This is a genomic window from Maribellus maritimus, from assembly GCF_022267315.1.
Lineage (GTDB): Bacteria > Bacteroidota > Bacteroidia > Bacteroidales > Prolixibacteraceae > Draconibacterium > Draconibacterium maritimum.
Genome location: NZ_JAIKLE010000012.1, coordinates 162,107 through 176,860 on the forward strand (window position 1 = coordinate 162,107; position 14,754 = coordinate 176,860).

The window sequence follows — 14,754 nt, forward strand, 5'->3', positions numbered from 1 at the left end:
AAAGATTTTCTGAATTTGAGGTAAAAATAAATAAAAACTATTGCTATTTATTTTGAAAAGTTTGAAACTTTGGTAAAACCAATTTCAAATGAAAACAGCCACAATTATTTCGGAACTAAAATCGGTTGCCGACCCTGCGCGACAGGAAGCTTACAAAACGATGTTTCCCACATCAATGAAATACCTGGGTGTGAGAGCCCCTGCAATGCGTGAGTTAATAAAAAACTGGTGGGTTGAAATAAAAAAATGGACTCCCGAAGAACTTACCAGTTTCACCAAAGAACTGGTTGATACAAGAGTATTTGAAGCCAACCAGGTAGCTTTTGAGCTACTTTGGAAAAACAAAAATGCATTAAAACAACTCAATTTGGCCGATTTGGAATACCTGGGAAAAAACATGGACAATTGGGCTACTACTGACGCTTTCAGTGTCATGCTTTCGGGCTGGGCATGGCGGAATAAGCAAATAAACGACAATGATGTTTTGAAATGGCTTAACTCTAAAAACCGATGGTGGAGAAGAACAGCGATTGTTTCAACTGTACCTCTAAACAGAGTTGCCCGGGGTGGAACCGGTGATACAAAACGCACATTAATAATTTGTGAAAAAGTAGTTGACGACCGTGATGATATGATTGTTAAAGCGCTCTCCTGGGCATTACGCGAACTATCGAAAAGCGATAAACCAGCTGTAAAAGAATTTATGGAAAAATACGACTCAAAACTGGCTGGCCGGGTTCGCAGGGAAGTTTACACAAAACTGGAAACAGGAAAAAAGAACGGATAAAAAAAATGCCGCCGGAACCAATTTCCAAAGCGGCATTAATATATGTTGTAAGTTTTTATTATTCACATGTACAAGAATGCACACATTCAACAATCTGGCTTAAAACCTCATACTTCAGATAATAAAATGTGTTTTTTCCCTCACGCTTTGAGCACAAAACTCCTTTGTCTTTCAAAATTCCCAAATGATGCGAAGTAGTAGACTGCTCAATCCCCAACAACTCGTGAATTTCAGTAACAGTCAAACGTTTACCTCCTTCAAGATGCTTGAGAATAGCAATACGCATCGGGTGTGCCATAGCTTTTAGCATACTCGCTGCCATCTCCAATTTATCGATATCTAACTCCTTGATTTCTAACATCGTCAATTTCTTTACGAATGCAAATATATAAATATTTAAGAATAATACTATGCCAAATATTTTATTTGAAATAATTTTGAATAATATTAGAGAAATTAAGCTTTTTTTTGATAAAATCTGCCGGAATTAAACGAATTTATTCTATGTTCGTTTTTTTAATTAACACTGGGGATATACATTTAATGTCAGCAATAGAAAGAATCAAACTTCCGATTGAACAGGAAATAAAAGATTTTGAACCTTATTTCAAAAAATCGTTACAAAGCGACATTCCCCTTCTTGGTACCATTCTTAACTTTTTATACCGTACAAAGGGCAAACAACTGCGCCCTATGTTTGTATTTCTTTCGGCAAAGCTGGTAGGTAAAACCAACGAGTTCTCCCAGCTGGCAGCTTGTTCCGTTGAACTGCTTCATACCGCTACACTGGTACACGACGATGTGGTTGACGAATCGTATGAACGACGCGGAACTTTTTCAGTAAAAGCGCTCTGGAAAAACAAGTTAGCTGTTTTGGTAGGCGACTATATTTTAGCAAAAGGGCTTCTTCTTCAACTGGAAAATAAAAAATATAACTTTCTTCATCTCATTTCGCGTGCTGTGCAGGATATGAGCGAGGGAGAAATCCTCCAGGTAAAAAAAAGCAGGAAACTGGATATCGATGATGAGACATACTTCGAAATTATCAGAAAAAAAACCGCATCGCTAATTGCAACGAGTATGGCCATTGGCGCAGCCTCAGCAAGCGACGATGAAGAAATCCATGAAAAAATGTACCGCATTGGACAAGACGCCGGTATTGCCTTTCAAATAAAAGACGACATTTTTGATTATCAATCAAAAGGTTTAATTGGGAAACCTACGGGAAACGATATTAAAGAAAAAAAAATTACGCTGCCACTTTTATATGTCCTGAATCATTCCAACTCCTCGGAAAGAAAACGGATTCTCAGGCTTATTAAACGAAAAAACAAAAATACTGCGGTAATAAAAGAACTCATCGAATTGGTAAAAGAAAAAGGCGGTTTGGATTATGCAACCCAAAAAATGGAGGAATTTAAGGATAAAGCCATTCAGGGCTTAATGGAATTTGAAGACAACAATGCAAGGAAATCCTTGATCGAATTGATGAATTATATAACTACCCGCAAAAAATAGCATGCCTTTGCCGGAAGCTGCCAAATGCTGCAGTATCTTCTTAAAAAAGTATTTTCAAAACTACAAAAGCCCTGTCTTTAAAGCTTTCTCATTAAACACTAAAAAAGCAGCTCTTTTATTTGGCCATAACCTTTACAACAATCTTTTTCACCTTTGAATTCGCCCCTGCTTCCATCATCGGGCGGTGTGCATCTTCCGGGAAAAACAAAACAAAATTCTCTGGCGTGGCCTTGATATACTCACCCCCGTCAAAAGAATAAAATGCGATATCTTTTTCTTCATTATAAGGCTCTGTAATTTCAACTTTGTCGAGCGTTGTTAAGCCCATCATCTCCTCTCCTTCAATAACATACTGAATATCAATATATTTCCGATGCGACTCATAACGAGTATCCTTTTTGTCTTTTGTAGTATATTCATCAACACTAATATAAAGATGATCTCCTTCGAGGTCTTGTCTGCCAACCGGCAGATTAATCAGGTCGGAAGATTTTAGAAACTGAAAAGCCTGATCCCAATGTTTTTTATTTTTAAAATAATCAATGGCAAAACTTCTCTTGTTAATCGACTCGTCAGGTTTTACGCCCCAGCCGTTTAACCATTCCTTTTTTTCAAACCATTCATCAACTTGTTCATTCGTCCAGTTTTCCGGATCCTCCTGTTTTGGAGTGCAGGCAGAGAAAGCAAAAATCATAGTTATTAAGATTATCAATTTGTTCATCACATTATTTATTAGGCCGTTGAATTAAGTGTCAGGAATTATTCCTTTAGCTTTTTGTTGTTTCGGTGTCGTTCCTTGTCGCGGCTGGTTTTCTTTTCCATATTTTGCAGGAAAGCTTTGTTTAAATCCACTCCGGTTTGATTGGCCAGACAGATCAACACCCAAAGTACATCAGCCATTTCATCTTCCAAATTATATCCTTCATCTGATTTTTTAAATGACTGATCGCCATATTTCCGGGCCATGATTCGCGCGAGTTCTCCTACTTCTTCTGTCAAAATAGCCATGTTTGTAAGCTCGCTGAAGTATCGTACACCAATGGTTTGAATCCATTTGTCGACCATTTCCTGGGCTTCATTTATTGTCATTTGTTTTTCATCCATCCTAAAAATCTTTCTGTTTTGAATCAATAATGATGGTTACCGGGCCATCATTTACCAATTCCACGTCCATCATGGCACCAAAAACACCGGTTCCCACTTTTTTACCGATGGAGTCTTCTGTTTTCTGAATAAACTTTTCATACATGGGTACGGCGAAATCGGGTTTCGAGGCACGAATATATGAAGGCCGGTTTCCCTTTTTTGTACTGGCTTGCAGGGTAAACTGACTTACAATAATTAAATCTCCTTTAACATCCTGAACCGAAAGATTCATTACACCATTTTCATCGTCAAAAATTCGCAGGTTTAACATCTTTTTTACGAGCCAGTCAATATCTTCATCGTTGTCAGCATCCTCAATGCCAACCAAAACCAGCATTCCCTTTCCAATAGATGAAACAATTCTATTTTCGACAGTAACCGAGGCTTTAGAGACCTTTTGAATTACAATTCTCATATTAATTCTGAATTTGCCTCACTAAGATAAAAAAAGAAAATGTTTCTCAACTTTTTTATTTTTCCTATGTTTAACTATTGAGTAAAAAAAATAAACAAATTAGCAACTAATGAACAAGTTGATTTCATTTTTTATTGTTTTTTTTCTAGCCGGATGCATTTCTTCCAATAAAATAAATGAGGAAATTGTAATCCTTAAGACATCTCCTGAAAACGCAAACCATAGTTTAACCATTGAATTTTTCAAAGGAAAAGCCTATAATCATCCATCCTTCGCGGTTTGGACAGAAGATTTGGAAGGCAATTTCATAGAAACACTTTATGTAACGCAATTTGTAGCTACCGGAAAATTCGGACACGGTGAAGTTGAGGCAGGAAAGTGGAGTGACAAACCCGGAACAATACGCCGCCCGGCAACACTCCCTTACTGGGCCCATAAGCGCGGCATAAAAGCTTCCGACGGATTGTATGTTCCTTCGCCGGAGACAGCTGTTTCTGATGCACTTAGCGGCGCAACACCGATAAATAATTTCAAACTAAATACAGCAACAAAAATGCGTGGTGAAAAATTCCGGTTGCTTATGGAAATTAACCAACCCTGGGATTCCAACAAATTCTGGACAAACAACAAATTTCCGGGAAACCTCGATTATTTTACTTCGTTACAGCCGGCCTTGGTTTATGCGGTTACCATAGATCCCGATTGGGATGAAACCGATTATTATTTAAATCCCATCGGCCACAGCGAACCCTCCGGGCGAAACGGAAATTTATATACCAATCTTACCACCGTTACAAGCGCCAAAGAAATCGTCAGAAAAATAATTGTTCACCTCGAATAAACAGAACCTCAACACTATGAAAGTACTATTTACATTTCTATTTTTTTTATTCTCCATTTTAACTTTTGCACAGGAAGCATCGCTAAAAGGAAAAGTTGTTGACGCTGTGAGTAACGAGCCACTTCCGTTTGTAAATGTTGTAGTTTCAGGAACAAGTATCGGAACCACAACCGATTTGGACGGAAATTTTCTATTAAACGGTTTGCAACCCGGCTTTGTAAGAATTGAAGCATCGTTTGTAGGCTACAAAAAGGCCATTTCTTCTGAAATTGAAGTAAGTGCAGCAAACACCAACTCCATTGAAATTCAGCTGGAACAACAAAAGGAACAAATTGATGAAGTTACCGTAACGGCATCTCCCTTTAGAAAAACACCGGAAAGTCCGGTTTCACTGCGTTCTATTGGAATTGGTGAAATAGAAAAAAGTCCGGGGGCCAACCGCGATATTTCAAAAGTGATTCAGTCTTTTGCGGGAGTCCAGTCAACACCAGCATTTCGCAACGATATAATTATTCGTGGCGGAGGACCATCGGAAAGCCGTTTTTATCTTGACGGTGTGGAAGTCCCTTTTATCAATCACTTCGCTACGCAGGGCGCATCAGGCGGGCCGGTGGGAATTATTAATGCCGATTTTTTGCGTGAAGTGAATTACTATTCGGGCGCTTTCCCTGCCAAGCGCGGAAATGCGTTAAGCGGAGTGCTTGAATTTTTCCAGGTAGATGGAAATAATGACAAACTTAAAATACAGGGAACACTGGGCGCATCGGAGGTAGCAGCAACTCTTGACGGGCCAATCGGAGAAAAAACAACGTTTGTCTTTTCGGCCCGAAGATCCTACTTGCAATTTTTATTTAGCGTGCTGGAACTTCCGTTTCTACCGAATTTTACCGACACACAATTTAAGATCCGCACCCGTTTTGATAAAAAAAATGAATTAACAATAATCGGACTGGGTGCGTTTGATGTTTTTGATTTGAATCTGGACATTGAAGACCCGGATGAACAGCAAAAATACATCCTCAGCCAAATTCCGGTTAACGAACAATGGAGTTACACGCTGGGAGCGGTTTACAAACATTTCAAAGAGAATAGTTATCAAACGCTGGTGGTAAGCCGGAGTCATTTAAACAACGGGGCCTATAAATATTTTGATAATGATGACAGTTCTGAAGAAAATAAAATTCTAGACTATTCTTCCGAGGAAATTGAAAATAAAATCAGATTTGAAAATACGCTGCGACTAAACACTTTTAAGTTGAATTTCGGGGCGAATTTCGATTTTGTGACATATAAAAATACCACACAACAAAGACGGTTTTACGGCGACGAAATTTTAAATGTAAATTACGATGCAAAACTGGATTTGGTTAAATACGGGCTTTTTACACAGGTTAGCAAAAATGTTCTGAATGAACGCCTGGCTTTGTCCCTGGGAATCCGGGCAGACGCAAATAATTATGCTGAAAGTATGAATAATCCTCTGGAACAGTTTTCTCCGCGATTTTCGGCTTCGTACAGTTTAACCGACAAATGGAGCCTGAATTTTAATACCGGCAAATATTACCAGTTACCATCGTATACCACGCTGGGTTTTGAAGAAAATAATGTTTTTGTAAATAGGGAAAACAAGCTGAAGTACATCACGGTTGATCATTTAATCGCCGGGCTGGAATTTCGCCCAAGAACCACTGTGCAATTTTCACTGGAAGGATTTTGGAAAAGCTATGCGAATTACCCGTTTTCGGTAAAAGACCAAATCAGCCTTGCAAATAAAGGAGCCGACTACGGTGTTGTTGGCGATGAAGAGGTTATCTCATCATCAGAAGGACGTGCATACGGCGCTGAATTTCAGGCTCGTGTAAATTCAACAAAAGGATTCAATTTTAACTTGTCATACACCCTGGTTCGAAGCGAATTTCAGGATGCAACAGGGGAATACATTCCCTCCAGCTGGGATTCAAAACACCTGTTAAATGTAACTACAACAAAAGATCTGAAGAAAAACTGGCGGATTGGTGCCCGTTGGCGATTTGTAGGTGGTTTGCCCTACACGCCTTACGACATGGAGAAAAGCTCGCTGGTTGAAGCATGGGATCTGAAAGGCAGTCCCTACCTCGATTATTCAAAACTAAACTCCGAACGCTTCTCAGCCTTTCACCAGTTGGATTTACGTGTTGACAAATCGTTTTATCTAAATAAAATAACAGCAAAATTCTATCTTGACATTCAAAATCTCTACAACCACCAGGCTGAACAACAAGATATTGTAATACGAGCCGAAGATGCAAACGGCAGTTTTGTCCTTACCGACAACGGATCGCGGTATAAACTTGAAACATATAAAAATACATCGGGAACTGTACTTCCGACAATTGGTATAATTATAGAATTTTAAATTAATGCTTCCGCTACCTCGAAGAACATAAAAATTATGCGATTAAAAAAAGGTCGCTTTGAAGCTTACTCCAACATACTTACCTGTTTTTTAATTTCTGCGATGGAGGTTACAGACTCCGATTCCAGATTATCCCAGTTGCACTCAATTGACATCATTCCACTGTACTTCACCTTTTTTAGTGCTTCAAGATAAGGCTTAAAGTCCTCGTTGTAGGTGCCAGGAGCAGCCCTTCCTTCCTTTTCAGCAATATGTGTATGTTTAATCAAATCCCCATATTTAATGATATTGTCAGGGTTTTCGTTATCCATTAACATGTGGTAAATATCGGCAAGGAGCATAAAATTAGGATGATTTACCTCTTTAACAATTTCACCTCCTTCTGCTACTGAATTAATAAAATTACACTCTTTTTTATTCAATGGTTCAAGAACTACAACAACATTATATTTACCGGCAATAGGTGCCATCCTGGTGCAAAGACTCACAAACTGCTGCCTGGCATCATCCTTTGAAAATCCTTCGGGAATAGAACGCGACCCCCCACTACCAAAAACAATATATTTAACACCTGTTTTCTGCGCCCTGCGAAAAGCAATTTCAACATATTTCAAAATTTGCGAATGCACTGCCTCTGGTCCAACACTCTTTAAGTTACCGGGAATAAAACTATTAAAGGCCATTACGGAGAGTTCTGATTCTTTTGCCTTTTCTAGAATTTTATCGAATTCCTCTTCGCTTTTTGATGGAATGAGAAATCGACCTACACTTTCTTCTATATAAGTGCAACCACTGGCCGACAAAATCGTTGCATTGTTAAAATCAGTGCATATACCAACATCCTGTAATAGAATATTATTATCTGATTTACAAGATATTATAAATAATGAAAAGGAAATGGTTATTATTACAATACCTTTTCGGATTACATTTTTTAGGTTCATAATAAGTTTAGTTAAAAGTTTTATAGTTGGTTCTTTTCAAATAAATCTTCTATAGAATATGGAGATGTTTTGAATTTTCCTCCTAAAACAGTTTACCTGTTGCGCTGAATAATTATTGCCTAATAATTTCTGTTCTATTTTCGGAGTGAGGATCTTTTACCGTTTCACCGCTATTCAAAATTCCATTGATTGCATTTTCACGAAATACTTTGCTCGCATCGTAAAAATTTTCTGAAATATCCATATTTGAAATCAAAATTACGGGGATATTGGGCGCGAGTTTATTTTGAATAAGCCCGTCGGGAGTAATAAAATGACATGGCCAGCTTTCCATAGCAGAGGAGTTGGTCAAGGAGATATAGAAATAATTGGTAGCTGCTCTCGCCTGCGAAGTAATTGGCATTATTACAGGATGAATGCTCCCCTTTTTCTGTCGGGCATTGTAAAACGAATGAAAAATTAAGTCGGTATCTCGTTTTCTATATTCGCGATATAACTCCGGGAAACGTACATCATAACAAATGAGTAATCCGCAATTCACTCCGTTCAAATCAAAATTTACAAAATGGTCGCCAGGTGAAAAATGCTTCAAATCTCCGCCGGTACAAAATCTTTTGTCGTACCGATCCACAATCTTGCCTTCGTCATTTATCACATACAAACTATTGTGTGGCTTCACACCATCGCTTAACCGATGAATGGAACCCAACAACACCCAAATTTTCAACTGTTTCGCCAGACTTAAAATTGAGTCGGTTTTTTCAACCAGCAAATCCCAGTCAAATCCATCCAACGTTTTTAAATCCACTTCCGGGTAACCCGACAATGCACATTCCGGAAACTGAACGATATCCGCGTTTTTTAGCTTTGCCTCAATAATTTGTTTTTTTATCCGGTCATAATTTTCAGCAATATCAGCCGAAACGGGAAACTGGCAAGCTGCAACCACCAGTTTCCAGCTTTGACCGTCAGTATTATTCTGACCTTTCACTGCAAAATCAAAGCAGCAAACAAGCAGTGCCAAAATAAAAACTGACCGTTTCATCTTGTTTTTTCTTAATTCGACCTGAAATCGAACCACAATTTTATGGCATCGTTTTCGTCTCCCCTGCGTTCGCCATAAACACCCTTTTGCCCGTTTGGTCCCATAATTTCAGCTTTTTGAAATTTGGTTCCGATTCCCGGAATTTCATATAAGAATGAAATGTCAGCATCGGGGAAAGCCGGATACGTGCCACCGGCCACATGTTGTGGTTTATCGGGCGTAAACAATTGCATATAAAGTTTTGGAGTTTCGGAAATTATGGTTATCGGCGATTCGGTGGTTTCCAAAGTAGCCCAATAAAGATTTCCATGGTAGCCTTTGAATTCAGGATAAACCAGGTTATTAAAACTTTCACCGGTGATGGTGTTGTTGTACTCTTTTTCCCAAACGCCCAAAGTTGCACCTTTTAAACGGTTCTTCCAAACGCGGTAGGGACCACGCCCCATCCACTTAATACCGGTACATTTTTCTTCCGGATAATTAAACGAAATACCGATGTAATCAATATCCTTCATCCACCCTATCAAATGACTTGCTTCCAGTTTTAACAAGCCACTCTTCTCCAGTGTCCAGGTTATTTTTCTCGGATAGTCTTTTCTGGATACTGTAAAAATGAAATTTCCACTTCCGTCTTTCTCCCATTTTGTTCCGGTGATTTCCGAGTCTGCACCTACAGGCATTGGGCCGCCGGTAAATGATACATTTCCGTTACTGTTTTCTACCGAAAGTAATGTTCCGTCTTTTTTACTCAACGAAATTTCCAAACCGGAAACCGAAGCAGTTACAGCATCACCGTTTTCGTTTACAGAAATTTCTGAGTTTCCGGATTTGAGTGTCTGCAAAATTTCAGCAGCTTTTTCCTCGGGTTGAATTACCGGCCAACTCCAGGTATACAGCTCATTTCCATTATGATCGGTAGCGGTAAACTCAAACAAATCCGCATTTTGAAGAGCATTGCTGCAATCGATTTGTACAGCTGCTGTTTCTCCCGGTTCTACATTCGGACTTTTGGCCTGACCCTGACCTAAAACTTTATTCGCTGTATCGCCAAAACCGGTTTTAATCGCTTTCCAGCTAAACGTACATTTATTCAGGTTTGTGTAAATGTATCTATTCGAAAGGAAGAGTTTGCCGTTCCATTTCTTATTAACTGTAACTGGCAAAATTTGTACCGGAGACCAGATATCTTTTATGGTGTAAAAACTACCTTCTTTTTCGTGATGCGGCCCCAGAATTCCATCGGGTGCATGATTTCCGTCCGAGTCGTAAACTGTTCCTTCCTTATCAGTACGCAAAACTGCTTCATCAGCAAAAACCCATAAAAAAGCTCCGGCCAAAAGTGGCGATGTTTCATATTCGTTCCAGAAATCGTTCAACCCGGCACCGTGGCCGCCATCATACAAGCCATGCATAAACTCGGTGGGCATAAAAGGTGCATTTCCGTGGGTAAACCGGTTGACAGCATATAAAAACTCAGGATAATGGTGTGTGTCTACTCCATTCCGCAGTAACCAGGGATAAATTACCGGCCGTTTCTGAATATCCAATTCTTGATATGTTTTTTCGTTGGCAAAATCCCAGCCACCTTCATTTCCATGGTCCCAGAGAACCACACTTGCATGGTTTTCATCTTTTAAAATTTCTTCCTTAATCAACTTTGGACCAATGATGGTATCGTAACTGTCTTGCCAACCTGTTACTTCGTCGAGCACGAGCATACCCAGCGAGTCACATAAATCAAGGAATCTTTTATCGGGATCATAATGAGAACATCGAACCGCGTTCATATTCATTTCTTTCATCAATGTGATATCTTCAAAATGATCCGAATCACTCAGTGCACGGCCTGTCTCGGGCCGGAATGAATGGCGGCAAACGCCTTTGAATATTACTTTTTCTCCGTTGACATAAATCCCATCGTGTTCACGCAATTCAACCGTACGAAATCCAATACGTTCAGTAACCTGATGTAAAACATCATTTCCCTTTTTCAACGATATTTTCATATCGTAGAGCTGAGGCCATTCCACATTCCATTCTTTTACATTTTCAAATTTCCCCGAAATCCAGTTTTCAGTTTCACCCTTAGTGATTTCTGCCTGAACATTTCCACTGACATTATTCCCATCCAAATCGAACAATTCAACACCGAGTGTATAGTCTGCCTTCGATTCGTTTAACGTTACAAAAGCTTTAAATGAACCGTCAGCTTTTGGATCGATTGCTGTGCGTGTCATATGTGTTTCCGGCAAAACTTCGAGGAATACAGGCCTGAAAATACCACCAAATATCCAGAAATCAGCCTGACGTTCAGCTCTGTTTACTGACTCATTGGAAGAATGTTTGGCTACATCTACTTCCAGCAGGTTGGTTTTGCCATAGTTCAGCAATTTTGAAATATCGTATTTAAACCTATAAAATGCCCCTTGATGAATCTCTCCGGCAAGTTTCCCGTTGATTTTTACTTCGGTATCTGTCATCGAACCATCAAAAACAATATTTATGGTTTTGCCTTTCCACGAAGAAGGAATATCAAACTCATGTTTATACAAACCATGTTCTTTCCCCAGTTTAATATCTTCATTTCTCCAGTCGTGACCGTAATTGTACGTTCCAAATCCCTTTAATTCCCAGTTTGAAGGCACAGGAATCTCAGTCCATTCACCACTGTTTCGTCCATCGGTACAATAAAAATCCCAATCCACAGTATTTGCAGCATCTGTTCCCGACAAATACACAATTTCAGTAGTTTGAGAATAAAGTTGTAACGCAATAAATACTCCCAGAGTAATAATTAATAGTCCTTTTTTGATCATGTTTTATAGTTTAGTAATTAATATCTCATCAGGTTTTGTTTAATGATATCCATGATTTTATCAGGCTGTGAAAGATTCCGTGGATAATAGTAATAAATCAAATGATCTGCATTGCTTTGAACCACCTCCCGCATCCGTTTTTCAAGAATGGGAATATCGGCATCTGCCATGTTATGATTTTCGATGAGCCATAACGATTTTTTGTTGTTTTCTCTTGCAGCATCAATAAAACGTTGTCCAACTCCGCCAAGTAAAACTTTTCCCTCGCTTTCCTGCTTTCCTCCATCTTCAGGTGACCAGGGCCGACCGTCGCAACCGTAAGCATCCATATCACTGATTGTGGCACATTTGTTTACCGTCATATTGTCTTTGTTGGCGTATATAAACATAGCAATTTGTTTATTCGGAAAATCGGCCTTTATATGTTTATTAATATTAGAATAAAATTCAACATTTTCGTCAATATATTGCTCAAGAGAAGCATTAACTCCCAACTTTTTAACGGCCAGTTCATGATAATCCCGGGTCAATGATTTTGGTTCATCCCAAATTAATCCTTTAAAATCCCAGGTTTTGAACAATTTTTTGCCCGATTCCTGCATAAACTCAGCAGTAGCGGGATGAAAAATACTACTTATCCGACCTGAAACTGAAGAACTGGCATAGGAGCCATCGCGATTTTTTTTCCAGGTATCCTGATTCAGAGTAGTAAAAAGGCTGGGGACTTTTGGTGCACCGGCCACAAGACCTCCCCAGCGGGAAGGTACTGCCCAAACATCCATTCCTAATTTTGAAGCTTCGTTACAAATGATTTCAATGTTTTCAACAGCTGCAAAAAAGTCCTGCTCCAAAACGGCTACCGAAACAATATTGGTTCCAACATCGGCCATCCATTTCAAGTCTTCCCGCACATGTCGCGGAACCAGCGTATACATATGCGCCCTGAAATAATATGCATTTAGCTTTTTCTCTGAACTTCTTCCTGTTCTCGAAGAAAATCCTGAAGAGGATAAAAACCCAATAGCAGAACCAGCCAATGCTGTTTTTTTTAAAAATTCCTTTCTGTTCATCAAATAAAGCTACAACTTTTTTTAATCATTGGTTACCATACTCCCCCACCAATTATTTCCGGGCTCATAGTCTTCTGAAAGAAATTCAAGCCGTTGTTTCTCAAGTCGCGGCCAGCGTTCGTTCACTACTTTTTGAAGATATTCTTTTTCTTTTTGGGGATCGTATTCCGGATCTCTTTCCGGGTAACGCGCACCAACCTCGTCCAAATATGAAAACAATTTTTGACTCAGTTCTTTTACTTTTTCCTTATTTTCTGTAGACAGGTCAGTGGTTTCTTCCAAGTCATTTTTCAGATTGTACAACTCTTCATGCCCATCCTCATAATAGTGAATCAATTTCCAGTCGCCCAATCGAATTATGGAGGAAGGTTCTCCACCCTGATTTCCGTAATGAGGATAATGCCAAATGAGCGGCCGTTCAGGAATAGTCTCTCCTTTTAAAAGCGGCACAAGGCTCACTCCGTCATTGTGTTCCGATGGTTTTAACGGTACTCCGGCTAACTCAAGTATGGTGGGGTAAAAATCGGTTCCGGTAACCGGCGTATTATTTTTTTGCCCATTTCCTACTCCCGGAACTTTTATAAAGTAAGGTTCGCGAATTCCACCTTCAAACTGATAACCTTTTCCGGCGCGAAGTGGTAAATTTGATGTAGAATAGGAATCGCCGGCAGCTACTCCTCCATTATCTGAAGTAAAAATAACTACTGTATTTTCAGATAAACCCAGTTCGTCCAGTGCATTCAAAACTTCGCCTACAGCATCATCCATCGCTTCAACCAAACCTGCATAAACCGGATTATCCTGCACTTGACGAATAGGTAAAAAATGTCCCATTTTATACCCGGTTTCTGCTAATCCAAGCTCCTCTGCTTTTTCACGGTATTTCGCCCATTTTTCCTGTGTCGTCTGAATAGGGCCATGTACAGCATAAAATGAAAGGTAAGCAAAAAATGCAGTGTCTTTATTTTCTCTTATAAACCGGGCAGTTTCTTTTGCCAGGCGCATCGAAAGATTTTCACCATCGGGTCCGCTGGACAAATTCGGATTTTCCCAGGGAGCAAAATAACCACCTTTGGGGCTTCCTACATCCCAACCTCCTTTATTAATATCAAAACCATGATCTTCAGGCCACGAACCTTTGCTACCTAAATGCCATTTCCCGGCAAAAAAAGTTTTATATCCTGCCTCTTTCATAGCTTCCGGCAAAGTAGTGTAATCCAAAGCAAGCTGATGTTCGTATTCCGGTGGTAACAATTGATTAAACCGACCTGCGTTGCGCCAATTCTCACCTGTTGCTGCCCCAATCCAATCGGTAATTCCATGACGTGCCGGAAATTTTCCTGATATAATACTTGCCCGTGACGGACTGCAAACCTGACAAGTTGCATAACCATCGGTAAAAATCATACCTCCTGTTGCAATACGATCAATATTGGGCGTTTCATAAAATTGGCTTCCCGAAACACTTAAATCATGGCAGCCATAATCATCTGCCAGAATAAATAAAAAATTCAATTTTTGTTTCTTTTCCTGTTCTGGTTTTGGATGACAAGAACTCAATACAAAGACGCCTAAGGCTAAAAAATAGAGCCAGCTATATTTTTTTTTCATATTCGTTAATTTTATTGTTTTTCTCCGATGTAAATTAAAAAAGGAGTTTATTTGATAATCGTTGGAGACTGAAAAGTAAACACTTCCGATTCAGTTCGTGCAGATTTCATCTGTTCCAGAAGTTCTTTTACAATCTCAGGATGTTCATCTGCCACATTGTGTTCCT

At 39.4% G+C, this 14,754-nt stretch carries 13 protein-coding genes; 4 read left to right on the forward strand and 9 right to left on the reverse strand.

Annotated features, from left to right (window positions below; genetic code table 11):
* The first annotated feature begins 88 nt into the window (after positions 1–88).
* Positions 89–787: a DNA alkylation repair protein gene (locus K5G00_RS12750; protein WP_238766545.1), complete on the forward strand. Its 699-nt coding sequence runs from the start codon at positions 89–91 to the stop codon at positions 785–787.
* A gap of 58 nt (positions 788–845) precedes the next feature.
* Here the strand turns inward: K5G00_RS12750 and K5G00_RS12755 are convergent, their stop codons facing one another.
* Positions 846–1,148 carry an ArsR/SmtB family transcription factor gene (locus K5G00_RS12755; protein ID WP_158866299.1) on the reverse strand — a complete coding sequence of 101 codons (303 nt, stop codon included), beginning with the start codon at positions 1,146–1,148 and terminating at the stop codon, positions 846–848.
* A gap of 182 nt (positions 1,149–1,330) precedes the next feature.
* Between K5G00_RS12755 and K5G00_RS12760 the strand changes: the two genes are divergently transcribed.
* Positions 1,331–2,305, forward strand: coding sequence for a polyprenyl synthetase family protein (locus K5G00_RS12760; protein ID WP_238766546.1), 975 nt, complete (start codon positions 1,331–1,333; stop codon positions 2,303–2,305).
* A gap of 115 nt (positions 2,306–2,420) precedes the next feature.
* On the opposite strand, the gene K5G00_RS12765 is transcribed toward K5G00_RS12760, so the two are convergent.
* The 3 genes from K5G00_RS12765 to dtd are packed head-to-tail and all read right to left on the reverse strand — an operon-like array spanning position 2,421 to position 3,866.
* Positions 2,421–3,026, reverse strand: coding sequence for a YhcH/YjgK/YiaL family protein (locus K5G00_RS12765; RefSeq protein ID WP_238766547.1), 606 nt, complete (start codon positions 3,024–3,026; stop codon positions 2,421–2,423).
* 38 nt (positions 3,027–3,064) lie between these two features.
* The gene (locus K5G00_RS12770) at positions 3,065–3,409 is read right to left on the reverse strand and encodes a nucleotide pyrophosphohydrolase (protein ID WP_238766548.1); all 345 of its coding nucleotides are present in this window, start codon (positions 3,407–3,409) and stop codon (positions 3,065–3,067) included.
* Position 3,410: 1 nt separating this feature from the next.
* On the reverse strand, positions 3,411–3,866 hold the full coding sequence (dtd, locus tag K5G00_RS12775; protein WP_238766549.1) for a D-aminoacyl-tRNA deacylase: 456 nt from the start codon (positions 3,864–3,866) through the stop codon (positions 3,411–3,413).
* A 109-nt stretch (positions 3,867–3,975) separates the two neighbouring features.
* Here dtd and K5G00_RS12780 point away from each other — a divergent pair, with 109 nt between their 5' ends.
* On the forward strand, positions 3,976–4,707 hold the full coding sequence (locus K5G00_RS12780) for a hypothetical protein (RefSeq protein ID WP_238766550.1): 732 nt from the start codon (positions 3,976–3,978) through the stop codon (positions 4,705–4,707).
* Between the two features lie 16 nt (positions 4,708–4,723).
* Positions 4,724–7,102 carry a TonB-dependent receptor gene (locus K5G00_RS12785; protein ID WP_238766551.1) on the forward strand — a complete coding sequence of 793 codons (2,379 nt, stop codon included), beginning with the start codon at positions 4,724–4,726 and terminating at the stop codon, positions 7,100–7,102.
* Positions 7,103–7,167: 65 nt separating this feature from the next.
* Here the strand turns inward: K5G00_RS12785 and K5G00_RS12790 are convergent, their stop codons facing one another.
* The 5 genes from K5G00_RS12790 to K5G00_RS12810 form a co-directional block, all read right to left on the reverse strand.
* On the reverse strand, positions 7,168–8,046 hold the full coding sequence (locus K5G00_RS12790; protein ID WP_238766552.1) for a sugar phosphate isomerase/epimerase family protein: 879 nt from the start codon (positions 8,044–8,046) through the stop codon (positions 7,168–7,170).
* Positions 8,047–8,158: 112 nt separating this feature from the next.
* Positions 8,159–9,091 (reverse strand): carbon-nitrogen hydrolase family protein, encoded by a 933-nt coding sequence (locus K5G00_RS12795; protein WP_238766553.1) that lies wholly within the window; start codon positions 9,089–9,091, stop codon positions 8,159–8,161.
* A gap of 11 nt (positions 9,092–9,102) precedes the next feature.
* Complete coding sequence (locus K5G00_RS12800) at positions 9,103–11,907, reverse strand: glycoside hydrolase family 2 protein (RefSeq protein WP_238766554.1); 2,805 nt, start codon at positions 11,905–11,907, stop codon at positions 9,103–9,105.
* 17 nt (positions 11,908–11,924) lie between these two features.
* Positions 11,925–12,977: a hypothetical protein gene (locus K5G00_RS12805; RefSeq protein WP_238766555.1), complete on the reverse strand. Its 1,053-nt coding sequence runs from the start codon at positions 12,975–12,977 to the stop codon at positions 11,925–11,927.
* 21 nt (positions 12,978–12,998) lie between these two features.
* Positions 12,999–14,588 (reverse strand): sulfatase, encoded by a 1,590-nt coding sequence (locus K5G00_RS12810; protein ID WP_238766556.1) that lies wholly within the window; start codon positions 14,586–14,588, stop codon positions 12,999–13,001.
* Positions 14,589–14,754 lie beyond the last annotated feature (166 nt).